A 21,713-nucleotide genomic window follows, 5' to 3' on the forward strand; every position below is an offset into this window, starting at 1 on the left:
GGTACTACGACGCGGTCAACGACGTCTACGGCGACTTCCTCACGGAGCCGTACCCCGCGCGCAGCGCGTTCGAGGTGGTGAAGCTCCCCGTGGATATCGACGTCGAGATCGAGGCGATGGCGGCAGTACCTGAAACCGGCGAGTCGGACTGACGATGGCTAGACCGTACGATTCGGTTCCGGGCGCACGATGAACTATTTATGAATGGCGGTCAAGAAGGCGATATGTCGATCACGGCCGTTGACGCCATCCCCGTAAGGATGGATGTCGAACCGCTCGAATCGGACCTCGGTCTCGCACCGTACGTCAGCAACCACGACAGTGTCGAGTCTGTCACGCGGATGCTCGTCAGGGTCGACACCGACAACGGCGTGACCGGCTGGGGCGAGATGCTTGTGGGCATGAAATCCGCTGCGGTGACAAAAGCGGTCGTCAAGGACGTCATCGCTCCCGAACTCGTCGGACGCGATGTCGGCGAGATCCGCGACTTCATCGATTCGTTTTACTTCCCGTACGTGAAGGTTAGACCGTTCGTCGGGGCGGTCGAAACCGCACTTTGGGACGCGTTCGGGAAAACGGTCGGCCAACCCGTCCACCGGTTGCTCGGCGGGAAGACCCGCGATCGGGTGGAGATCGCCACATGTCTCGGCATTCTCGACCCCGAGGAGTCCCGGACGTACGCCGAACGGGCGGTCGAGCATGGTTTCTCGACGCTGAAGACGAAGGCAGGACCCGACTGGCGCGAGGATGTGGAACGGATCGTCGCGATGGCCGAAGCGGCGGACGGCGAACTGGAGTTCCGGCTCGACCCCAATCAAGGGTGGGCGTTCGAGGACGCGGTCCGGGCCGCTACCCGACTCGAAGAGCAAGGTATCCTGCTCCAGTATCTCGAACAACCGGTCCGCATCGACACCGACGGTACCTACGCCTCGCTTCGGAACCGCGTGCGGACGCCGATCGCGGTCAACGAGGACACGTACTTCCCGCGCAACCTCCGATTTCTCCTGCGGGCCGACGCGATCGACGCCGCCGTCGTGGATCTGGTCCCCGCCGGCGGCATCCTCCGCGTCCGTGAGCAGGTTGCAATGGCCGCCAACGCCGGCGTCTCGGTCTCGCATCACTGTGGGTTCGATCTCGGCGTCAAGACCGCGGCGATGCTCCACACCGTGGCGAGCACGCCCAGCATCAACCTGCCGCCGGACAGCGTCTACTACGCGTGGGAGGACGACGTCATCGCCGAGCCCTTCGAGGTCGAAAACGGCACGTTGCCCGTCCCCGACGGCCCGGGGCTCGGCGTCGAAGTCGATGAAACGAAGATCGAACGGTACCGGTGTGACTAGCCCGACGCGCGAGACGTGCGGCGGCCACACAATGTTTTTAACCTGGGATGCGTCCTCGGAGAAACCGATGACTGACCTCCCCCCGAAACCGGAATCGGTCGTTCCGTCGCTGTCGCTCCCCACGAAGGTCGGCCAGCTGTTCGTTGCAGGATTCGACGGCACCGCACCGACGACCGAGATCGAGACGCTCGTCGCCGAGCGCTCGCTCGGCGGCGTCATCTACTTCAGCCGGAACACCGAGTCGCCGGCACAGCTCCGAGCTCTCTCGCGGACACTCCGAGGGTTCGTTCCCGACGACGCGCCGCCGCTATCCGTGGCCATTGACCAGGAGGGCGGCCGGGTCGCGCGCCTCCCGTGGGGAACTGAACTACCGAGCGCGATGGCGCTCGGCGCGACCGACGACCCGGAGCTCGCCGCACGGGCGGGCGGAGCGGTCGGCCGCGAGCTCCGATCGCTCGGCATCGACGTGAATCTCGCGCCCGTTCTCGACGTGAACAACAACCCCGACAATCCCGTCATCGGTATTAGGTCCTTCGGCGAACGCCCCGGTCGTGTCGCGGAACTGGGAACCGCTTTTGCCGACGGACTCCAGAGTGCTGGCGTCGTTGCCTGCGGAAAGCACTTTCCGGGGCATGGAGACACCGCGGTCGACTCTCATCTCGACCTCCCGATCGTCGCCCACGACCGCGACCGCCTCGACCGCGTCGAACTCCGGCCGTTTCGCCGAGCGATCGACGACGGTATCGACGCCATTATGACGACGCACGTCGCGTTTCCGGCCGTTGCAGGCGACGAGCGGCCGGCGACGCTCTCGCGCCAGGTCGTCGACGGCCTCCTCCGCGAGGAATTCGGGTTCGACGGCCTCGTCTTCACGGACTGTATGGAGATGGACGCCATCGCCGAGGGCGTCGGGACGGTCGAGGGCTGCGTGCAGGCGGTCGAGGCGGGCTGTGATCGAATCTGTGTCTCACACACGCCAGCGAAACAGCACGCCGCCATCGACGCCGTCATCAGTGCGGTCGAGTCTGGCCGGATCCCGGAGCCTCGCATCGACGCGGCCGTCAGGCGTATCCTCCGCGCGAAGCGAGCGTACCGGACAGAACACCTCACCGGCGAGGACGACGACGGCGGAGACGAGTGGGAGGCCGCCGCGGCCGACTGTCGTTCCATCGCACGGACGGTCGCCGAGCGCGGCGTCACGCTTGTCCGCAACGCCGACCATCTCCCCCTCCCCGACCGTCGCGTCTCGGTCTACGAGTTCGAAACTGGAGACGGTTCGCCCGCCGAGGAGCCCCGCGACGACCGCGGCGCGTTCGCCGCGGCGCTCTCAGCAGCTGGTGTGTCGGTGGACGCCACCGTTCTCGGCGACGCTGGGCCCTCGAAAACGGGGATCGAGACGGACACGGCCAACGTGCCCACGGTCGTCCGGACGTCCGATGCTGCCGGGAACCCCGAACAGGTTGGACTCGTCCGCGACCTCGATATGGCCGGTTCGAATCCCGTCGTTGTCGCCACGCGGAACCCGTACGACCTCGCGGCGTTCCCCGACATCGGAACGTACCTGACGACGTACGACGACACGGAAGCGTCGCTCGCCGCCGCGGCCGACGTGCTCGTCGGTACCCGCGAGCCGACCGGTCGACTCCCGATAACGATCCCGACCGCCGAGGAGTGAGCAGCGTTCCACCGACTGTCGCCGTCGACGCCGGGGTCAGTGCGCCTGCTCGGAAATCGTTCGAAGCACGTCGGCCAGTTCGTTGCCCAACCGATCAAAGAGGTCCGCTCCCTTCTCGGTGGTCGCCAGCGATGGGTCACCGATGGCTCCTGACGATGAATACTCCTCGAACGGACGGTACGTCGACACCGAGCCACCGATGAGGAGGTCCTCGGCGGCGCGGTCGTAGGGCTCATCGAGATACTCGGCGTCCGCAGCCTCCATCGTCACGTGCTCCGGATACAGATGTAACATGAGAGACGTTTCGAACTCACCGCCGTGTGCCATTCCCCCAGGATCACTCTCCCTGATCTCCCCGATGAACGGCTCAGCGAGCTCGAAGTACGTCAGACCGACCACTTCGACGGCGGGGTGGTCACGCCCGACGATGCTCACGGCGTCGTCGATGACCGATGCGTTGCCGCCGTGTCCGTTCACGAAACAAACGCCGTCGAAACCGTTTTCGAGGGCGGTGTCGGCCACGTCCGCGAGGAGGTCGAGGAGGTCGTCGAGTTCGAGCGAGAGGGTGCCGCCGAGCGAGAGGTGATGGGGCGAGTATCCCGTCCACACCGGCGGCGTGACGAGAAGGGAAACGTCCTCGGCCGCGCGCTCGGCACCGGAGTGGGAGACGGCATCGGCCAGCAGCGTATCGGTGGCGACGGGGAGGTGGTGTCCGTGCTGTTCGACGCTGCCGACCGGAACGACGACGACCGACCCGTCGGCGGTTCCGATCTCCCGGATCTCGCGTCGAGTCCTCGCCGCCCACGCGACCGAGGAGAGACGCATCGCCGCGGTCATGGGGACACTCCCCGTGTCGGTCGTAAAACGATTGGGGTTCCGCCGGCAAGTCATGCGACTCCGCCAGCGGATCAGACGACTCCGCCGGCGGCAGGTCGGGACGACTCCCCGGCGGCCGTCTTCGGCTTCGGCGGCTGCATCGGCGTTCGATCCGTCGATCGCCGGCGACCGGTTCGTCGCTGCGTCCGTCGTCCCGCTAAGGGTGTGAGATATGTCTCCCGATCGTATCGAGGAGGGTGTCGGTGGGGTCTTGTGAGAGCTCCCAGCACATCACCCCACCGAAGCCGTTGTCGACCGCGTACTTCGTTTTCTCCATGATCGAGTGTTTATCATCGTACCCGATGAACACGTCCTCCTCGTCGGAGTACAGCCACGGGACGCGTGCTTCGGGATGCCAGTGATACCGGTAGTCGTGGCTCGGTTCGACGTTCTTCCGGATGTCCGCGAACGTTCTGGCTCCGCCACCCTCGAACGGCTGGAACAGGCCGCGGTCGCGTGACTCTCCACCCACGTTCTCGAAGGTGCGCCCGTAAAAGGGAAGCCCGAAATGGAGCTTCTCGCGCGCGATCGGCCGCTTCGCCCACCATCGCATCGCGTAATCGCAGGTGAACTTCGGGGTCGCGTTCGGCGCGTCCGGGACGGGATACAGCGGCGCGTTGAAGTGGGTCCGTTCGCCCCATGTCCCGTGGAAGTCGTAGGTCATCACGTTGAGGAAACTCACGTCGTCGTTGAACTCTCCAACCTCCAGCGGCTCGGCGACCGATGCGTTGGCCGAAACCGCCATACTCAGCTCGTACGTCCGGTCGTCCTCCCGCTCCGCCGCATCGAGCTGTCGGCGGATTTCACCCAGGAGGAGCGTCAGGTTCCGCGGGTCGCTCTCGCGGATAGTTCCATCAGGGTACTCCCAGTCGATATCGATCCCGTCGAAGTTGTACGTCCGCATATGCTCGATGGCGGTCCGGGCGAACCGCGCCCGACGCTCGGGCGTGAGCGCGGCGTCGGAGTACCGGCCGGAGTACCAGCCGGCCTGGATAGACAGATGGAACGCCGTGTCCTCCCGTTCGTGCGTGATCTCGCGGAACGTTTCGAGCACCCCGGGTGCGGGATCGCCCGTGACGGCGAGTTTCACCTCCCCGTTCGATTTCGGTTCGAGGAAGGCGTAGTTGAGATCGGTGATCTTCCCGTATGGGATGTCGCGGGGCGGGTACCCGTCTGCTGCCCACGAGGGGTAGTACCCGACGACCCGCTTGTCCGAAGCCCGCCCGTTCTTCCGCCCGTTTCGCTTGGCCCCGTGATTCCTACCGTTCGCTCCGACAACGCCGCCGATGAACGGCGTCACTGCCAGCGCTCCAGCACCTTTCATGACTGTACGCCTCGACGGGGATGTAGCCAGGTTCTGTCGCATGTGACTCGATTCCCGCTTTTCGCTGTCGGTGGTTCGGACCATCGCAGCCCGTACTACTGTCACTGACGGCTTTTACGATACCCCTTGACACAAGTGACAGGATGTGTCACACCAGCCGGGTTCGGCGACTCCCGCAACCACGGGAGGACGCCGACGGACAGTACAGTTATGACGCTCGGCCCGTTCGAGGCGCGTATGGCCGATACGTCCCTCCCGGAGACGACCCCCGCTCGAACGGACTCGGTACTCGACGAACTCCTCGCCGAGGGGGTCGAGGCGGGTATCTTCACCGGCGCTGCGGCGGCGGTCGGCACGAGTCGAGGAATCGAACGACGGATGACCGCCGGAACGTGCGACCCCGAGACCGAGGCCCCGATCACGCGGGCGACGCTGTTCGACGCAGCGTCGACGACGAAAGCAGTCGTAACGGCCACGGTCGTGCTCCGACTGGTCGAGGAGGGCGTGCTCGCGCTCTCGGCCCCGCTCGAAGCCTACGTGCCGCCGCTCGGGGACACCGAGCGCGGGCGGCTCTCGTTACGCCACCTCATGACACACACGTCGGGCCTCCAACCGTACTACTACGACCCCGATTGGGATGGGGCGGAAACCGCGCGCGAAGCCATCTACGACGCGGAGTTGATGGAAGCGAACCCGGGCGAGCGCTTCGCGTACAGCTGTCTCAACTTCGTTCACCTCGCTGACGCCGCACGGCGCGCGACCGACAGCACGCTCGAAGCGCTCGCGGGCCGGTTCGTCTTCGAACCGGCGGGGATGGACGCCGCCCGCATTGGTCCCGTCGGCGACGACGTGCCATTAGCAGCGACCTATGAACGCGAGCACGCGGACCGCGCGCTCGCTGGGGAGATTCACGATCCGATCGCCCGTGCATTGGGCGGCGAGAGTGGGAACGCGGGGCTGTTCACAACTGCGACCGACCTTGGCCGGTTTGCCGCGACGCTCCTGAGTGACGGCCGCCGCGATACGGACGAGCCGCGGTTGCTCGCGCCCGGAACGATCAACAGAATGTGCGAGAACTGGACCTCCGAGTTCGATCGGCCGCATGGCCTGGGATGGCGGTTCGCACGGGAGTGTTATCCCGCGCCGAACTGGTCGCGTGACTCGTTCGGACACACCGGCTACACCGGAACGTCGGTATGGCTCGACCCTACGGCCGATCGGTTCGCCGTCCTCCTCACGAACGAGGTCTACTGCGGCAAGGAGGCGGGCATGGCTCGGTTCCGTGAACGCTTCCACGGAGCCGTCGCCAGCGAGCGCTACTGAAGACCCCGTGTTTGTGCTCTCCCGTCTACCACTCCCGGTCTACGCCCTGTCCCGACGTAGTCCGGCGATTCATCGGACTCGGATGCATTTGATTGCCGCTATCTTATGATCTTTGTCTCCACGCTTCGCTGGCGATCGTATGGAAGCCGGAACCAGCTACTTCGGCGTCCGGGACGTCGATCACGTCGAGACCGACCTCGATCGTCAAGGAGGGTCTCGATGCAATTCTTCACACGTTCAGCGAACGCGATCGGACGTACTACACCGGGACGATGGAGGACATCGTTGCGGCGAGCCACGACCGCGAGTTCACCACGTACCTCAATCCGTGGGGGGTCGGCCGGGTGTTCGGCGGCGAAGCACTCTCGGAGTTCATCGGCAAGCAGTCTCGTCGAGGACGTCGGCCAGTTCGGGAAGGTTCGGGATCATCACCTCCGAAAGGGGCGAACCTTCCCATCCCTTTCGCTACGTTAACGGTGCCCGTAATCCCACCGACAGTTGTATTACACACTACGCTCAACGATCTGTGTGAGTGTTACTAACATTGTCGATGCAAAGGGAAGGAACCACGAGTACCAGCAGGTGCGGTTGACGCTCTGGCACCCCGACTGTTGGACGCTCAAAGCGACCGATCGATTCCCCGGGACGCACATCGTCGAGAACTCGCTGTACACCGCTGCCGGCGTGATCAAGGGCGATTTCATCCTGATCTGTACTGGCGAGGCGTCCACCGACGAGTTCGCCGCCGGGATTGACGAGTACGACGTTGTCGAGAGCGTGACCGTCCTCGAACAGTCCCGAACGCGGGCCCGCACGGTGGTGCGATACGACCGACACAGCAGCATCGTCCCCGAGATTGTCAACTCCGAGTTCATGCCGATCGAACCGGTTCACATCACCGGCGGGAAGGAACACTGGACGGTGCTGGTGCGTTCGGATGCCCTTAGTGGCGTCATCGAGTCGATGCGCGCGGAGTACGACGTGGAACTCGACGCGGTCGAGACGGTGGATCCCGGCAAGAACCTGCAATTCACCGACATGGTCGACCGGATCCACGACGACCTCTCGAAACGACAGCTAGAGAGTCTCTTCGCCGCCTACGACCGGGAGTACTACAACTGGCCTCGCGGGGTCTCCGCGACCGAGATCGCGGAGGACGTCGGGATCAGCGGCCCGACCTTTCTCGAACACCTCCGGCGCGGCGAGCAGAAGGTCCTCCCCGTGGTGATCGACGCGCTCCAGGACCAGCGCGTCGATTACTGATGGAGCCGAACACCGAGGCTCGGTCGACGGAAGCGGGAACGGCCGATCCGGCGACGCTGACCATCGAGGACGTTCTCACCGTCGAGTATCCGGGAGCGCCCGCGTGGTCGGGCGACGGCCGGTTCGTCGCCGCGACGCTCCACGCCGACGACACCCGCCTGCTCGTCGCCGACACCGAGACCGTCAACACCCACCGAATCGCTTCAGGAGACGCTGTCGCCGAGTTCGCGTGGGCACCCGACGCGAGGCCGACCCTGCTCGCGCTGACGACCGATGCGGGGACGACCTACGGCTACGACGCGGCCGATCGGACGCTCACGACGTGGTCGCGCACGGTCGACGGCGAGACGGACCTCACGTGGTCGCCCGACGGCGACCGGCTCGCGTCCTACCGCGACGGCGTCCCCTGCGTACGGAACGTCGAGACGGGCGAGACGATCGCGTTCGACGGGCCCGAACGGGGACCGTACTTCGCCGACGACCGGATGTTCGCGTGGAACGACGACCGTCTCGCCTACCGGTTCGCCGACCGCGAGACGAAACAGGTCGGTGTCGTCGACGTCGACACCGGCGACCTCGTGTGGCGGACGACCGATACGGCTTCCACGCACTCGCCCGCGTGGCTCACCGACGGCCGCCTGGTGTTCGTCCGCCTCGCCGACGGGCGCACCCGCCGGGCGTTCGTCGCGGTCGACGTCGACGACGGCACCGAAACCACCCTGTTCGCCGAAACCGACGCCGAGCGCGGCATCGTCGACCGCGGCGCGCCGACGATCTCCCCGGACGGCACGACGCTCGCGGCGGCGCTCGCGCTCGACGGCTGGGCGCACGTCCACGCGATCGACGTCGCGACTGGCGACCGGACACAGCTCACCGAAGGGGAGTTCGAGGACAGGGGCGTCGCGGGCGCGGTTCCGCAGTGGGTCGACGACGAGACGCTCCTGTTCGCCTCGAACCGGCGAGAATCGGGTCAACGGCAGCTGTACACCGTCACGCTCGACGGCGACGTCTCGTCGGTCATCGAGTCGGCCGGGACGAACGTCTACCCGCAACCGTCACCCGACGGCGACCGCGTCGCGTACGTCCACGCCGACCGCAAGCTGTCGCCCGAACTCCGGGTGAGTTCGCTGACGGGCGACGGATCGACGACCCGGCTCACCGAGTCGGTCGTCTCCGGGTGGCCGGACGACCCGCTCGAACCCGAACCCGTCACCTTCGAGGGCGACGACGGCCGGGAGATCCACGCTTTCCGCCTCGATCCGCGGGACGCCGACGAGGCTTCGGAACCGCTCCCCGCGGTCGTGTGGATCCACGGCGGCCCGATGCGCCAGATGCGCGACGGCTGGCACCCGTACCGATCGTACGGCCTCGCGTACGCGTTCCACCAGTACCTCGCTCGGCAGGGGTACGTCGGCCTGTTCGTCAACTACCGCGGCGGCATCGGCTACGGCCGCGAGTTCCGAGCGTCCCTCGCCGACGGGTACGGCCGCGACGAGATGGCCGACGTCGCCGCCGGCGCGGCGTACCTGAAGGACCTTCCCCACGTGGACTCGGACGCGGTCGGGATCTGGGGTCTCTCGTACGGCGGGTACGCCACCCTCCAGCTCCTCGGCACTCACCCGAAAGCGTTCGCCGTCGGCGTCAACATCGCTGGCCTCGCCGACATCCGGCGCTACGAGGAGTGGGCGTGGAAGACGAAGTTCCCCCAGGCGGAGTCGCTCGCCCCCCTCCGGCTGGGCGGCAGTCCGTGGGACGGATCGGCCCGGTGGGACGACGCGAGCCCACGGACCCACATGGACGCCTACGAGGCACCGGTCTACAATTTTCACGGCACCGGTGACAGCTACGTCAACGTCGACCAGCAGGACATCGTCGTCGACCGTCTGCTCGACCTCGACAAGGCGTTCGAGGCTGAATACTACCCCGACGAGGGGCACGTCTTCTCGAAGCGAGCGTGGCGGCGAACACTCGAAAAGATCGAGCGTGCGTTCGACCGTCACCTCTCGGGGTGAGTCAGACCGTGCTGACGACCCCCACTTCGTCCCCGATTCCGGTCTCGTCCCGGCGAGCGCGCGGACGAACCGATCCTGACGGTCGCGAGCGTCGTCCGCGGCGAGCCCGTACTGGAGGACACAGAACAGCACGTCGCTCGCCCCCTCGCGCGCGAGGACGCCCGAGAGCGCGCACGTCCCGGTCAGCGTGCCGGTCTTGGCCCGCACGTCGACGCCGTCGAGCCGGGATTGCAGTGTCCCTTCGCCAGGCGACGGGAGCGAGTGGAAAACCGATCCCCCACGACCGATCGGCGGCCCACTGGAGGTGGGCGACCAGCGTCCGCGCCGAGAGGCGGTCGTACCGCGAGAGACCCGACCCGTCGCGGAGGCAGTCCCATCCGGCTCCCAGCGCGGCGAGGTGGTCGTCGACGACGCCGCGCCACCCATCCCACGACGCTTCACCTGTCCCGCCCGCCCCGCACGCCTCGCTCACCTCGCTCGCCACGGTGCGGGCCAGCTGCGCCGCGACGAAGTTGTCCGCAGGAACGTTCATCCCGCGAACGAGATCGCCCACCTCGTCGACAGCGCCGGCGACCCCGGTGGCGTCAGCGACGTCGGCGGCGGTGCCGTCGACACTGGGATCAGGAGAGGTCATCCGGGATCCTGTCGTTGCCGAGGACGTCTTCGCAGGTTTCGCCCTCGCGGACGAGGTCGGGCGTGCCGTCCTCGCGGACTAGCAGGACCGGCGGTTTGGGTTCGGCGTTCGTATGCGAGGCGCTCCCAAGCGAGTACGCCCCGATCCGATCGACGGCCACGAGGTCACCGCGTTCGAGCGGCGGGAGGGAGACGTCCTCGCCGATCACGTCACCGGAGTAACACAGCGGGCCGGCGACGTGGTACGCGCGTTCGCCGTCGCGGTCGGGCAGCGCGTAGATCGGGTACGGCCAGTACGACGACACCGCGTTTGTTCCGGCGTCGAGAACAGCGAAGTTCGCGTACGGAGTCTCCTTCACGACGCCGACCGTCCCGAGGAGCGTTCCGGCGTTTCCGACCAGTCGGCGGCCTGGTTCGAGGAAAAGATGGGGGCGAGCGAGCCCGTACTCCTCACAGGCCTCGTGGATAGCTGTCGCAAGGGTTTCGACGATCGTCACCGTCTCCGGCACCGCCTCGTCGTAGGGGACGGGAAACCCTCCTCCCATATCGAGAATCGCCACCTCGATGCCAAGTTCGTCGCGGACATCGGCCGCAAACGAGCACAGCGCGTCGGCCGCGACGGCGTACGGCTCCGGATCGCGGATCTGGCTCCCGAGGTGGAGTTGGACACCCGCGATCGACACCCGATCGATGTCTGCTGCTTTCCGGGCGACGGCCATCGCGCGGCCGTTCTCGACGTCGAGGCCGAACTTCGTTTCGCGGGTCGCGGTCGCCACCTCGGGGTGGGTCGGCACCTCCATCGCAGGGTTCGCTCGAACGAGAACCCCGGGATCGGTGTCGGTCGCTCGCGCCGCAGCCGCGACCCGTTCGAGTTCGGTCGCGTTGTCCACGAGCAGGCGCTCGACGCCGAGCCCGAGAGCACGTTCGATGTCTGCTTGCCGCCGGTTCATTCCGGTGAGGAGCACGTCGTCCGCGTCGAACCCCGCAGCTTGGATCGCCGAGAGTTCACACCGAGCGTACGCCTCTGCGTGACAACCGGCGTCACGTAGCACGGACAGCACGCCGAGGTTGTAGTTGGCCTTGGTCGCGAAATGCACAGTCGAGTCGGGGTAGTACGTGTCGAGCGCGCGCCGGAGGGTGCGATAGTTCTCTCGGAGGTCTGACTCGAAGAAGACGTACAGTGGACTGCCATACTCGTCTACGAGCGCCGGGGCGTGCTCGCGGAGTCGCCGTCGGCGGGTGGGAATCTCCATACCCTTCCGTAGACTAGGACTCGAAAAAGCTCACCCCCTAGCATCAATGGTGGACACGACAGCAGTAGTGTGGCGGCCGGTCGCCGACGCTCGCAACCAAGGTCGCGGGGGACCGGCCCCTCACAATCGGGATCACTCCTGGGATCGGAGCCAGGTGTGGACGGCATCGCCAATCTCCGCGATGACGTCCGTTCCGTCGCCACCGTGATCCATGCCATCGAGGAAGACGGCGTACACGAGTGGATCGTTACCTGCGTGACAGACGCCCGCATCGAGGGCCGCGGTCGAGAGCCATCCCGTTTTGTGTTCCATTCTGTGGTCGAGAGGACGGTAGCGGGCGAACATCGAGGTGTCCTTCTGGTGGCGAAGCGGCACACGAAGACGTTCGTAAGCCCTCCTCGACAACGTCTCGCCCCGATGGATGTCGGCGAACAGCATCGCGACATCGCGAGGCGAGATGAGGTTTTCGAGGGCATCGGGCGGGAGGTCACCCTCACCCTCGTCCGTCACCATCATCTTCCGTCCGAGACGAGTCTCCGTGAGACCCAACTCGTGCATCCGTTCCGTCACCGTCTCACATCCGAGGTGATCGATCAGCTCGTTGGTCGCGGTGTTGTCGCTGATAGCGATCATGGCGCGCGCGAGATCTTCGAGCGACGGATTGAGGTCAGCTAGTAGGTGGAACACGCCGCTGCCGTCGACGCGGTTCGCCTCGGCGATTCCATTGGGAGTTGTTAGATCATCGAGACAGCCGTCGTAGCAGTCGTACAGCGTCCAGAGGACGGGGACCTTGATCATGCTGGCGCTGGTGAAGCGTTCGTCCGGGCGGACGGTGTAGACGATGTCGAAACCGTTCGGTTTCGGCCTCCCCAGGAAGATGCCGAGCCGCCCCTCGATCCGATCACGGTACTCGTCGATCAGCTCATCAAACGCGTCTCGGCTCGCGGGTAGAGTTCGGTCCGGTCGCATGCCGAACGGATCGGACACGCGCGACTTCAAATCAGCGCCTGCGATTTCGAGGCTAGCATACGAGGGTTGGCGATTTTGTCGTATCGCCTTGTGGGAGCAGCTATGAACCTGCGGGAAGCGTTCTCTCCACCGACGCCGACGATCGTGCTCGCAGACAACGCGTTTGGAATGTCGGACGGCAAAACCGCGAATGGTGTCGTGATGCATAGTGACGTTTTCTCGGTCGAAGCCGTCGTTGATACTGAACGTGCCGGCCAGACCGCCGACGAGGTGCTCGACCGAGCGGGCGTCGCGCCGGTGCCGATTGTCGAGTCGACGAGGTCGGCACTCGACGCCGTCCCCGACGCCGAAGCGTTCATTCTTGGGGTCGCACCCGCGGGCGGCCAACTACCGTCGGCGTGGCGCGAGGACATCCGCCGTGCCATCGCGGCCGGCTGCGACGTCGTCTCGGGGCTCCACACTTTCCTCGGTGAGGACGAGGAATTGGCGAGTCTCGCGGCCGACCACAGTGTGGAGCTCTTCGACGTGCGCGAGCCGCTGGCGGACGACGCGCTGCGCGTTGCCGACGGTCGGGTTGACGACGCCGACGCAGCAGTGGTGCTGGTCGCCGGCAGCGACTGTGCGGTCGGCAAGCGGACGACCACCGTCGAGTTGTACACCGCGGCGCGTGCGGCGGGGCTCGACGTTGGATGGGTGGCGACTGGCCAGACCGGGATCATGGTCGGGGCACACGCGGGAGTCGCCATCGACCGCGTGCCCGCGGACTTCACCGCCGGCGTCGTCGAGGACCTCGTCTGTGACGTCGCGGCCGAGCACGACCTCGTGTTCGTCGAGGGCCAGGCGGCGCTCGCCCACCGCGCGTACGCCGGCGTCACGCTCTCGATCCTCCACGGCGCATGGCCCGACGCCGTCGTCCTGGCTCACGACCCGGACCGCGACCACCGAGCTCACTTCGAGCGCTTCGGCTCAACGGATCTCGGCCACGAGATCGATTGTGTCGAGACGCTGTCGGACGCGAGCGTCGCCGCCGTCTCGTCGTGGAACGTGCCAGCGACTGAACCCGTCGACGTGCCCGTGGCAAACGTCTACGACGACAATGGCCCGGCACGACTGCTCGACGCCGTTCGGCGTTCTTGTAGCGAGGCAACCTCGTCGGCGCAGTCCACCTAGCATAATAGCCCCCATATTGAAACCCTTTCCCACGAGAACTGATTACAGGCAACAGACAATGAGTGGACGCACTGATTCGGAATTCGACCGAAGACGGTTCCTTCTTACGAGTGGGGCGCTCGGCGTTAGCGGGCTCCTCGCAGGTTGCAGCGGTGGGGATTCGAACGACTCTGGCGGGACGACCGGCGGTAGCAGCGGGACCACGGCATCCGGGGCGACGGACGCCGCGACCGCCACCCAGGGCACTGGTTCGTCGAACACCAGCCAGGGCGGGGGCACTTCGAGCGCCAAGCGCGGCGGGACGTTCGTCGGCGCGACTGCCGAGGATGCACCGACACTTGATCCCCGGATGAACGAACTAGCGTGGGCGAACAGTTTCCTCCAGTACATTTTCAGCACGCTGTACATCGTTCCGCCGGACGGAAGTGAGCCGGTTCCGCACGTGGCGAAGGAACAACCCCAGAAACAAGATGACACAACGTATATCATCCCAATCAAGGAAGATGTCAAGTTCCATGACGGATCGGAACTCACGGCAGAGGATGTCGCCTACTCGTTCAACTGGACCCTCAACCCCGACAACAAGTCAACGAACCGGGCGGCCCTCCAGTTCATCGACAGCGTGGAGGCGACGGGGGAGTACGAGACGCGGTTCAACCTCAAGAACCCCTTCGCGCTGTTCAAGCTCACGCTGGCAGGGATGAATGCCGGTATCGTCCCAAAGGCGATCGCCGAAGAGCAGGGCACCGAGAAGTTCGGTCAGCAGCCGGTGGGGTCGGGTCCGTTCAAGTTCGTAGAACACCAGTCCGCCTCGTATTTCCTGCTCGAACGAAATCCGGATTACTTCCTGAAAACGCCAAACCTCGACCAGCTGCGGATGCGGATCATTCCGAAACCACAGGTGCAGTTCGTCGAACTGGTGGGGGGCAACGTCGATAAGGCGAGCGTCCCGAAGAACCTGCTGGGACGGGCCAAGGGGGCACAGAATATCCAACTAAAGAAGTTCCCACAATTCGACTACAACGGCATCGTGTTCAACACGATGCGGGAACCATTCGGGAACCCGAAAGTCCGCGAGGCGATGCAGTACGTCGTTGACTACGACGCTATCTTGAAAGCCTCAAAGGGCGAACTCGGCACGCGCTCGTACGGGTTCATGCCGCTCGAAGTGAACAAGGCGTGGGAATTCCCGTGGCAGAAGTGGAAGAAAAAGTACTTCCCTGCGAAAGATCTCGGCAAGGCGCGACAGCTGCTGGAGGAGGCGGGGTACGGCGGCGGCATCGACAAGACGCTCAAGATGTCGACGCTGCCAGGCGGGAAGTACGCCAATATGATGACTATCTTCCAAAACCAGCTCAGTCAGGTCGGGATCGAGGCCGAGGTACAGCAATTGACGACCGGTCGGTGGCTTAGCGAGCTCGATAGCGGCAACTTCGATGCGACGATATACGGCTGGGCGGGCGGACAGGATCCCGACGGGTTCTACTACTACCTGTTCCGCGACCTCCGCAACGACGAGGGTGGAATCCCCGAGGGGACAGTCGGCAACGCCTCTGCGGGCTACCTCTACCAATCGAACCCCGAAAGCGAGAAGCTCCAGCAGGTTGATTCAAAGATCCGCGAAGCACGACGGATCCAGGATCGTGAGGAACGTCGGAGCCTCTACATAGATGTGGCCGAGACGATTCAGTCCCTGTATCCGAACATTCCTGTGTTCTCCGAGCGGTCGGCGGTGGCGTGGGACAAGAACCTGAAGAACTATCAAAACACAGCGTTCGCCACCCAGCCACTCTGCAACGAGTGGTCGAACGCCTACTTCGAACAGTGACGCCGCCGCACCGTCGGTTCGTGGTGACGGATCCGACTGACGATCGTCGCTTCCCCGAGCCATGAGTATCTATCGGTACACGGCCCGTCGTCTCCTCCAGATCGTCCCCGTGCTGCTCGGCGTGTTCACCCTTACCTTCGTCATGGTGCACGCGCTGCCTGGCAACCCGGTCCGGATCTACCTCGGCCTCAACCCGAGCCAGCAGCTCGCGGGCGAGCTCATCGAGCAGTACGGTCTCAACGAGCCGCTGTGGCGGCAGTATCTCGATTACCTCTGGCGACTGCTTCACGGCAACATCGGCGAGTCGTTCGTCCGGAAGCAACCGGTGACCGAGCTGATGCTCGGGCGACTCGGCCCGACGCTCGTGCTGATGGGGCTCTCGTACCTCATCGCGTTGCCGACAGCGCTCGGCCTCGGAGTCTACGCCGCCGCACGGCACAACCAGATCGGCGACAGCGTCTCGCGGTTCGTCGGGCTCGCGGGGCTTTCGACGCCCAACTTCTGGCTCGGGCTGATGCTCATCTTCTTGTTCACCTACCAGTACGACCTCCTCCCCGCCTCGGGGTACGTCTCACCGCTTCAGGATCCGATCGCGTCGCTCAGACACCTCATCCTGCCGGTGATCGCGCTCTCGACGGCCCAGACCGCGACACTGATGCGGATGACCAGATCGAGCATGGTCGAGGAACTCTCGAAGGAGTACGTCCAGACGGCGCGTGCGTACGGCCTCCCCGAGCGGCGTATCCTCCTCAAACACGCCTTCCGGAACGCGCTCCTCCCGCTGGTGACGATCATCGGCCTCCAGCTATCCTTCCTCCTCGATGGAAGCGTTATCATCGAACAGATTTTCGCCATCCCGGGGATGGGGCGGCTCGGTTACAACGGGCTGCTCGCCCAGGACTACGGCGTCATCATCGGATTGAATATCTTCTTCGCCATCCTGTTCCTCGCCGGCGTCCTCATCACCGACCTCGCGTACGCCTATATTGATCCACGAATCAGGTACGACTGATATGAGCCAAAGCACATCCACCGTCGAGAACACCGACACCGAATTCGAGGCTGAGAGCGGCGTTGTCGCAACGCTGAAAGAGCTCCGTCACAGCCCGACAGCGCTGTTGGGTGCCGTCATCATCGGTATCATCGTCCTCATGGCTGCGTTCTCGACGATCGACAAGTACCTGCTGAACAAACAGCTGATCACGATGCTGATCGCGGATCCGCAAGCCACGGACACGACCAATATCTACGCGGCTCCTTCGATGGACCACCTCATGGGTACCGACCGGTTTGGGCGGGACGTGTTCGCCCGCATCATCTACGGTAGCCGGATCGCGCTTGCCATCGGAGTCGTCGCCGTCGGTATCTCCCTTATCGGCGGCGTCGGAGTCGGCGCGCTCGCGGCGTACGAGGGCGGGTACGTTGACGACGTGTTGATGCGCCTCGCCGAGACGCTGTACTCCATCCCGGCGCTCGTTTTCGCGATGACGCTGATGGCGATCTTAGGTCCAAGTATCTACAACCTGTTCTTCGCCTATGGGATCATCGGGATCCCAGCGTACGCCCGCGTGATGCGCTCTGAGGTACTCTCGATCCGTGAGGAGGAGTACGTCGACGCCGCGCGCGCGGCGGGACTGCCCCGCCGGACGATCCTCTTCCGGGAGATCGTCCCGAACGGCCTCGCGGCCGTCCTCGTCCAGGCGACCCTCTCGATGGGCAGTGTCATCATCGGCGCGGCCGCACTCTCCTTTCTGGGATTCGGCGTCCAGCCCCCGACGGCGTCGTGGGGTCAGATGCTCAACTCGGCCCAGCAGGCGCTGGTGATCGCCCCGTGGGTCGCGGTGTTCCCCGGACTGATGATCTTCCTCACGGTCATGGGGTTCAACCTGCTCGGCGACGGTCTCCGCGACGCGATGGACCCGCGGACGAACCTCCGCTCGCCGGACCCCGACGAGCTCGAAGCCGAACTGCTCGCCGACGCTCCGAATGTGCCCGCACGCAAGGGCGATCCCTCACCGGAGCCGACCGAGGCGGCGTCACCGGTCGAGGACGCTGGCGGGGACGAACGCGCTACCGACGGTGGCAACGAGCGAACCACCCACGGCGGCAGCGAGCGTTTCACGGGGGGTGACCGTCCATGAGCCTGCTCGAAGTCGAGGACCTCCGGACGTACTTCTACACCGAGGGTGGGATCGTCCAAGCCGTCGACGGCGTCGATTTCCACGTCGAGGCGGGCGAAACCCTCGGCCTCGTCGGCGAGAGCGGGGCGGGGAAGAGCGTCACCGTCCGGAGTCTCCTCGATCTCGTCGAACCGCCGGGGATGGTGGTCGACGGCACCGTGCGGTTCGACGGACGCGATCTCCTCTCGGCCTCCGAGAGCGATCTCCGCGAGGAGGTGCGGGGAAGCCAGATCTCCTTCGTCTTCCAAGACCCGATGTCGGCGCTGAATCCCGTTTACTCCGTCGGCGACCAGATCGCCGAGATCGTCGAATACCACACCGATCGGACCGAGGCCGAGGCCCACGACCGCGCGATCGAACTGCTCGACGACGTCGGCATCCCCGACGCCGCCCAGCGCGTCGATCAGTACCCTCACGAGTTCTCCGGCGGGATGCGCCAACGCGTGCTGATCGCGATGGCGCTGTCGTGCAACCCGAAGCTCATCATTGCGGACGAGCCCACCACCGCACTCGACGTTACTATCCAGGCTCAGATCCTCGACCTCTTCGATGAAATTCAGGAGGAGTACGACACCGCGATCGTCTACGTGACCCACGACATCGGCGTGGTGCGCGAGGTCTGTGACCGGGTCGCCGTGATGTACCTCGGCGAAGTCGTCGAGAGCGGACACTACGACGAACTGTATCGCAACCCTCGTCATCCGTACACCCAGATGTTGCTCCGGTCGGTCATCACGCCCGACACTGACATGGCGAACCTCGACCCGATCGAAGGGACAATGCCGAGCGCGACAGACCCGCCCTCTGGCTGTCGGTTCAGAACGCGGTGTCCCGTGGCATTTGAAGACTGCAGCAGGATCGAGCCACCGCGCTACGACGTCGGCCCCGGCCACGACGCGGCGTGTCTGCTGTACGACGAGCGGTCGGACCGCGACGAGCCGCGACTCCACGAACGAACGTCGGCCCAAGGGGGTACGGTGAATGAGTGATACCGTCGGTCCCTCACGGGACGCCGCCGGACCACCGATCCGTCCGGACGCCGAGGACCCGCTACTCGAAGTCCGGGGGCTGGAGAAACACTACCCGGTGAGTTCGGGACTACTCTCGTCGGTGCGAATCGATCGCTCAGGCGGATTTCCGATTACGGTCGACGAGAGCAGCGTTCGTGCGGTCGACGGGGTGAGCTTCGACCTTCAGCAGGGCGAGACGCTCGGCATCGTCGGCGAGTCGGGCTGTGGGAAGTCGACCCTCGCGCACGCCCTGCTGGGGCTCGATCCGCCCACGGGCGGCGAGGTCCGCTTTCGCGACGACGACCTCACCGAGTTTGACGCGAACGAGTGGCGAGCCTTCCGGCGCGACGCTCAGCTCGTCTTTCAGGATCCGCAGTCGAGCCTGAACCCCCGCCGGAAGATCGGGAGTATCGTCGCGGACCCGCTCGAAGCTGCGGGGTGGGACGAAGGCGACCGCCGCGAGCGCGTGCTGACGCTGCTGGAGGACGTCGGTCTCGAACGCGACTTTTACAACCGCTATCCCCACGAGTTCTCTGGGGGTCAGCGCCAGCGGATCAACCTTGCGCGCGCGCTCTCGATCAATCCCGACCTCGTGGTCGCGGACGAGCCGGTCAGCGGACTCGACATGAGCGTCCAGGCGCAGATCCTGAATCTGATGGACGAGCTTCAGACCGAGTACGGGCTCACCTATCTCTTCATCACCCACAACCTGAGCGTCATCCAGCACATCGCGGATCGGGTGGCGGTGATGTACGTCGGCGACTTCGTGGAGACGGGTCCCACCGACCGGATCTTCACCGAACCCCACCATCCCTACACCAGGGCACTGCTCGACTCGGTTCCCCATCCTGACCCCGACGCCCGGACCGTCGACGCACGGCTCCGCGGCGACGTGCCGAGCCCCTCTGACCCGCCCTCGGGCTGTAAGTTCCACACTCGCTGTCCGTCGATCATCCCTCCCGACGGGTTCTCGACCGAGGCCTACCGGGAGTTCGTGAGCTTTCGCGAGGCCGTCGCCGACGAGACGATCGACCCACAACGAGACGTGACCGACCGCTTCGACGAGCCGGTCCCCTCCGAAGCCAGGAGCGCGGTCCGGACGGCGCTCGAACGCGCGCGCGACGACGACTGGGACGCCGCGATGGAGCCGCTCAAGGAGTTCAGGTCGGTCTGTGAGACGACGGTGCCGCCGCCCGATCCAGTTGACGACCCGGACCACCGTTCTGCGTGTCACCTCCCGGCCGACGACCGCGCCGACTACTCGTGGTGATTCCGGGGATGGTTTTGTCTCGCCCGTCGACACTCACTCGACCACGGTGACGGTACGCTCCGCGTACAGCCCACGTTCATCCCACCGATCGAACGCGAGATAACCGGTGAGCGTGTACTCGCCGGGCGCGGCCCGCCAGATGTCGCCGCTCGTCCCCGACTCTCGAAATCGTCCGTCCCACTCCGCCGAGAACACCCGGCGCTCGCCACGGGAGAGTGCGAGCCGTCGGTTCGCGGCCGGCGGTTCGAACCCCCGACGGTCGGCCTCCGGGACGCCGTCGACGGCCCAGCCCCACAGCCGGCCGGTCGGCAGCGAGAAGGCGACGGGCACCGGGAGGCGGTTTCGTACCGAGACGACGATCGGCTGCCGGTCGCCGACGACGATCCGCTCGGGCGCGCGGACCGTGATCGCCAGTCCACGGCGCGCGACCCACTCCGGAACGAGGGTGGCCAGCCACCTGCCGGCGCTCGATTCGCCGCCAGCACGGTCAGACGTCGGTCGCGCGCTCGGTGGATCGCTCGACATCACTCGTCGGGTAAGGGACGTGGGTTGAATGCAGTTGTGACGCGCGAGCGGGCCGATGCCTCGGCGCGCACTCGCTGCCGGCTCGCGGGAGGTCCACACGCCGTCGGGAACGCCTCGTCCAGCAACTCGACGTAGTCATCGCCGGGATCGGGAGCGTTGACGGCGGTTGATCTGCCGGAATCAGCCGTAGTGGGCATCGGTTTCCGTCCCACCTGCTCGTAGCATAGCGACCGAAAGTTCGTAAGAGTCGGGATAGTTGTCGCTCTCGACGCGCGTCGTTCGTCCATCGGTTCGCGTGATACTGGGGACGGCGGCTGCATGGGCTGCCTGGTTCGTCGTCGCCCAATCGGCCTCGATCCGGATCGGTGTGTCGATCTCTGGTCCGGTCCCGACACCGTTGGAGGCACGGGAAACCGCATTCTCAGCCCGTTCACGGAGTTCCGCCCGTGTCTCCTGAACTGGACGACAGCGAGCGGTGAACCGATCGATACCGCGTTTCACTTCCACTGTCTCGACCTCGTCGCCGAGTTCAGCGCGTGCCTCGTCGGCGGTTGTATCGTCGCCAGTCACTAACACTACTGGAACATCGAGTGCTCCAGCTAGTCCCGCGTTCCAGCCGATTTCACCGACTTCGCGGTCGTTTACGCGGAGTCGGACCAGTTTCCATCCGAAGAACGTATGATTGAGAACACCGTCTGGGGTCCCGGCCTTGGAATGGTAGCCGACGAATAGCACGCCATCGTATTCGGCGGAGAGACCCTGCATCATCGACCGTGGTTTCGTATTTCCACGGATCAGCTGTGCCCGCTCATCGAGTTGCGTGCGGTCGAGGTTTCGCATGGTCGAGTGAGCGTCATTCACGAGTACTTCGGTTGCTCCAGCTGAGACCGCCCCCTCGATCACTGCGTTCACGTCGCTGTGAAACAACTCTTGTCCACGTCGATATTCCGGTTCCCCTTTCGTTACGTCTTCTGGACTCGTGATCCCAGAAATCCCCTCCATATCAGCCGAAATGAATACGCGCACACATCCGTTTCCACAACCCGATACATAAATCGTGCG

General features: G+C 65.2%; 18 protein-coding genes and 2 pseudogenes. 12 read left to right on the plus strand and 8 right to left on the minus strand.

Annotated features, from left to right (window positions below; genetic code table 11):
- From TX76_RS16125 to nagZ, 3 genes are all read left to right on the plus strand, one after another.
- Window positions 1-152: RidA family protein (locus TX76_RS16125; RefSeq protein WP_267462373.1), on the plus strand; the 152-nt coding region annotated here is incomplete at its 5' end.
- A 72-nt stretch (window positions 153-224) separates the two neighbouring features.
- The gene (locus tag TX76_RS16130) at window positions 225-1,340 is read left to right on the plus strand and encodes a mandelate racemase/muconate lactonizing enzyme family protein (RefSeq protein WP_049903905.1); all 1,116 of its coding nucleotides are present in this window, start codon (window positions 225-227) and stop codon (window positions 1,338-1,340) included.
- A gap of 67 nt (window positions 1,341-1,407) precedes the next feature.
- Entirely contained in the window at window positions 1,408-3,015 is a 1,608-nt protein-coding gene (nagZ, locus tag TX76_RS16135; RefSeq protein WP_049903907.1) for a beta-N-acetylhexosaminidase, read from the plus strand.
- 36 nt (window positions 3,016-3,051) lie between these two features.
- Here the strand turns inward: nagZ and TX76_RS16140 are convergent, their stop codons facing one another.
- Window positions 3,052-3,852, minus strand: a complete 801-nt coding sequence (locus tag TX76_RS16140; RefSeq protein WP_049903909.1) for a creatininase family protein — start codon at window positions 3,850-3,852, stop codon at window positions 3,052-3,054.
- Between the two features lie 196 nt (window positions 3,853-4,048).
- The gene (locus TX76_RS16145) at window positions 4,049-5,215 is read right to left on the minus strand and encodes a glycoside hydrolase family 18 protein (RefSeq protein ID WP_228842421.1); all 1,167 of its coding nucleotides are present in this window, start codon (window positions 5,213-5,215) and stop codon (window positions 4,049-4,051) included.
- A 237-nt stretch (window positions 5,216-5,452) separates the two neighbouring features.
- Here TX76_RS16145 and TX76_RS16150 point away from each other — a divergent pair, with 237 nt between their 5' ends.
- The 3 genes from TX76_RS16150 to TX76_RS16160 all read left to right on the plus strand — a co-directional run bounded on the left by TX76_RS16150 (window position 5,453) and on the right by TX76_RS16160 (window position 9,813).
- Entirely contained in the window at window positions 5,453-6,538 is a 1,086-nt protein-coding gene (locus tag TX76_RS16150) for a serine hydrolase domain-containing protein (protein ID WP_049903911.1), read from the plus strand.
- Between the two features lie 528 nt (window positions 6,539-7,066).
- Window positions 7,067-7,801 (plus strand): helix-turn-helix domain-containing protein, encoded by a 735-nt coding sequence (locus TX76_RS16155; protein ID WP_049903913.1) that lies wholly within the window; start codon window positions 7,067-7,069, stop codon window positions 7,799-7,801.
- Window positions 7,801-9,813 carry a S9 family peptidase gene (locus tag TX76_RS16160; RefSeq protein WP_079890871.1) on the plus strand — a complete coding sequence of 671 codons (2,013 nt, stop codon included), beginning with the start codon at window positions 7,801-7,803 and terminating at the stop codon, window positions 9,811-9,813. Before TX76_RS16155 ends, TX76_RS16160 begins: the two co-directional genes overlap by 1 nt.
- 114 nt (window positions 9,814-9,927) lie before the next feature.
- Here the strand turns inward: TX76_RS16160 and TX76_RS18720 are convergent.
- The 4 genes and pseudogenes from TX76_RS18720 to TX76_RS16175 all read right to left on the minus strand — a co-directional run.
- Window positions 9,928-10,020: pseudogene (locus TX76_RS18720) on the minus strand (hypothetical protein); the annotation flags it as partial.
- 76 nt (window positions 10,021-10,096) lie between these two features.
- Window positions 10,097-10,447: pseudogene (locus TX76_RS18725) on the minus strand (D-alanyl-D-alanine carboxypeptidase); the annotation flags it as partial.
- Window positions 10,434-11,699 carry a diaminopimelate decarboxylase gene (gene lysA / locus TX76_RS16170; protein ID WP_049903918.1) on the minus strand — a complete coding sequence of 422 codons (1,266 nt, stop codon included), beginning with the start codon at window positions 11,697-11,699 and terminating at the stop codon, window positions 10,434-10,436. The gene lysA and the pseudogene TX76_RS18725, both read right to left, overlap by 14 nt.
- Window positions 11,700-11,831: 132 nt before the next feature.
- Window positions 11,832-12,668, minus strand: coding sequence for a serine hydrolase (locus TX76_RS16175; RefSeq protein ID WP_079890875.1), 837 nt, complete (start codon window positions 12,666-12,668; stop codon window positions 11,832-11,834).
- 102 nt (window positions 12,669-12,770) lie between these two features.
- On the opposite strand from TX76_RS16175, the gene TX76_RS16180 reads away from it, so the two are divergent.
- The 6 genes from TX76_RS16180 to TX76_RS16205 all read left to right on the plus strand — a co-directional run bounded on the left by TX76_RS16180 (window position 12,771) and on the right by TX76_RS16205 (window position 20,126).
- Window positions 12,771-13,838, plus strand: a complete 1,068-nt coding sequence (locus TX76_RS16180) for a DUF1611 domain-containing protein (protein ID WP_049903922.1) — start codon at window positions 12,771-12,773, stop codon at window positions 13,836-13,838.
- A 58-nt stretch (window positions 13,839-13,896) separates the two neighbouring features.
- A complete protein-coding gene (locus tag TX76_RS16185; protein ID WP_049903924.1) occupies window positions 13,897-15,666 on the plus strand; it encodes an ABC transporter substrate-binding protein in 1,770 nt (589 codons plus the stop codon).
- A gap of 61 nt (window positions 15,667-15,727) precedes the next feature.
- On the plus strand, window positions 15,728-16,678 hold the full coding sequence (locus tag TX76_RS16190; RefSeq protein WP_049903925.1) for an ABC transporter permease: 951 nt from the start codon (window positions 15,728-15,730) through the stop codon (window positions 16,676-16,678).
- Between the two features lies 1 nt (window position 16,679).
- Window positions 16,680-17,807, plus strand: coding sequence for an ABC transporter permease (locus TX76_RS16195; RefSeq protein WP_049903927.1), 1,128 nt, complete (start codon window positions 16,680-16,682; stop codon window positions 17,805-17,807).
- Window positions 17,804-18,835, plus strand: coding sequence for an ABC transporter ATP-binding protein (locus TX76_RS16200; RefSeq protein WP_049903929.1), 1,032 nt, complete (start codon window positions 17,804-17,806; stop codon window positions 18,833-18,835). Before TX76_RS16195 ends, TX76_RS16200 begins: the two co-directional genes overlap by 4 nt.
- Complete coding sequence (locus TX76_RS16205) at window positions 18,828-20,126, plus strand: ABC transporter ATP-binding protein (RefSeq protein ID WP_079890872.1); 1,299 nt, start codon at window positions 18,828-18,830, stop codon at window positions 20,124-20,126. Before TX76_RS16200 ends, TX76_RS16205 begins: the two co-directional genes overlap by 8 nt.
- A gap of 33 nt (window positions 20,127-20,159) precedes the next feature.
- Here the strand turns inward: TX76_RS16205 and TX76_RS16210 are convergent, their stop codons facing one another.
- Window positions 20,160-20,651, minus strand: a complete 492-nt coding sequence (locus TX76_RS16210; protein ID WP_049903931.1) for a hypothetical protein — start codon at window positions 20,649-20,651, stop codon at window positions 20,160-20,162.
- Between the two features lie 180 nt (window positions 20,652-20,831).
- The gene (locus tag TX76_RS16215) at window positions 20,832-21,677 is read right to left on the minus strand and encodes a M55 family metallopeptidase (protein WP_049903933.1); all 846 of its coding nucleotides are present in this window, start codon (window positions 21,675-21,677) and stop codon (window positions 20,832-20,834) included.
- Between the last annotated feature and the right edge of the window lie 36 nt (window positions 21,678-21,713).

It is taken from the genome of Halococcus agarilyticus (genome assembly GCF_000334895.1).
GTDB classification, from domain to species: Archaea; Halobacteriota; Halobacteria; order Halobacteriales; family Halococcaceae; genus Halococcus; species Halococcus agarilyticus.

Excerpts from the sequence above, each read along its gene's own strand:
- TX76_RS16130 (WP_049903905.1), top strand. The coding sequence starts at position 225 with ATGTCGATCACGGCCGTTGACGCCATCCCCGTAAGGATGGATGTCGAA.
- nagZ (WP_049903907.1), top strand. The coding sequence starts at position 1,408 with ATGACTGACCTCCCCCCGAAACCGGAATCGGTCGTTCCGTCGCTGTCG.
- TX76_RS16140 (WP_049903909.1), bottom strand. The coding sequence starts at position 3,852 with ATGACCGCGGCGATGCGTCTCTCCTCGGTCGCGTGGGCGGCGAGGACT.
- TX76_RS16145 (WP_228842421.1), bottom strand. The coding sequence starts at position 5,215 with ATGAAAGGTGCTGGAGCGCTGGCAGTGACGCCGTTCATCGGCGGCGTT.
- TX76_RS16150 (WP_049903911.1), top strand. The coding sequence starts at position 5,453 with ATGGCCGATACGTCCCTCCCGGAGACGACCCCCGCTCGAACGGACTCG.
- TX76_RS16160 (WP_079890871.1), top strand. The coding sequence starts at position 7,801 with ATGGAGCCGAACACCGAGGCTCGGTCGACGGAAGCGGGAACGGCCGAT.
- lysA (WP_049903918.1), bottom strand. The coding sequence starts at position 11,699 with ATGGAGATTCCCACCCGCCGACGGCGACTCCGCGAGCACGCCCCGGCG.
- TX76_RS16175 (WP_079890875.1), bottom strand. The coding sequence starts at position 12,668 with ATGCGACCGGACCGAACTCTACCCGCGAGCCGAGACGCGTTTGATGAG.
- TX76_RS16180 (WP_049903922.1), top strand. The coding sequence starts at position 12,771 with ATGAACCTGCGGGAAGCGTTCTCTCCACCGACGCCGACGATCGTGCTC.
- TX76_RS16185 (WP_049903924.1), top strand. The coding sequence starts at position 13,897 with ATGAGTGGACGCACTGATTCGGAATTCGACCGAAGACGGTTCCTTCTT.
- TX76_RS16190 (WP_049903925.1), top strand. The coding sequence starts at position 15,728 with ATGAGTATCTATCGGTACACGGCCCGTCGTCTCCTCCAGATCGTCCCC.
- TX76_RS16195 (WP_049903927.1), top strand. The coding sequence starts at position 16,680 with ATGAGCCAAAGCACATCCACCGTCGAGAACACCGACACCGAATTCGAG.
- TX76_RS16200 (WP_049903929.1), top strand. The coding sequence starts at position 17,804 with ATGAGCCTGCTCGAAGTCGAGGACCTCCGGACGTACTTCTACACCGAG.
- TX76_RS16205 (WP_079890872.1), top strand. The coding sequence starts at position 18,828 with ATGAGTGATACCGTCGGTCCCTCACGGGACGCCGCCGGACCACCGATC.
- TX76_RS16210 (WP_049903931.1), bottom strand. The coding sequence starts at position 20,651 with ATGTCGAGCGATCCACCGAGCGCGCGACCGACGTCTGACCGTGCTGGC.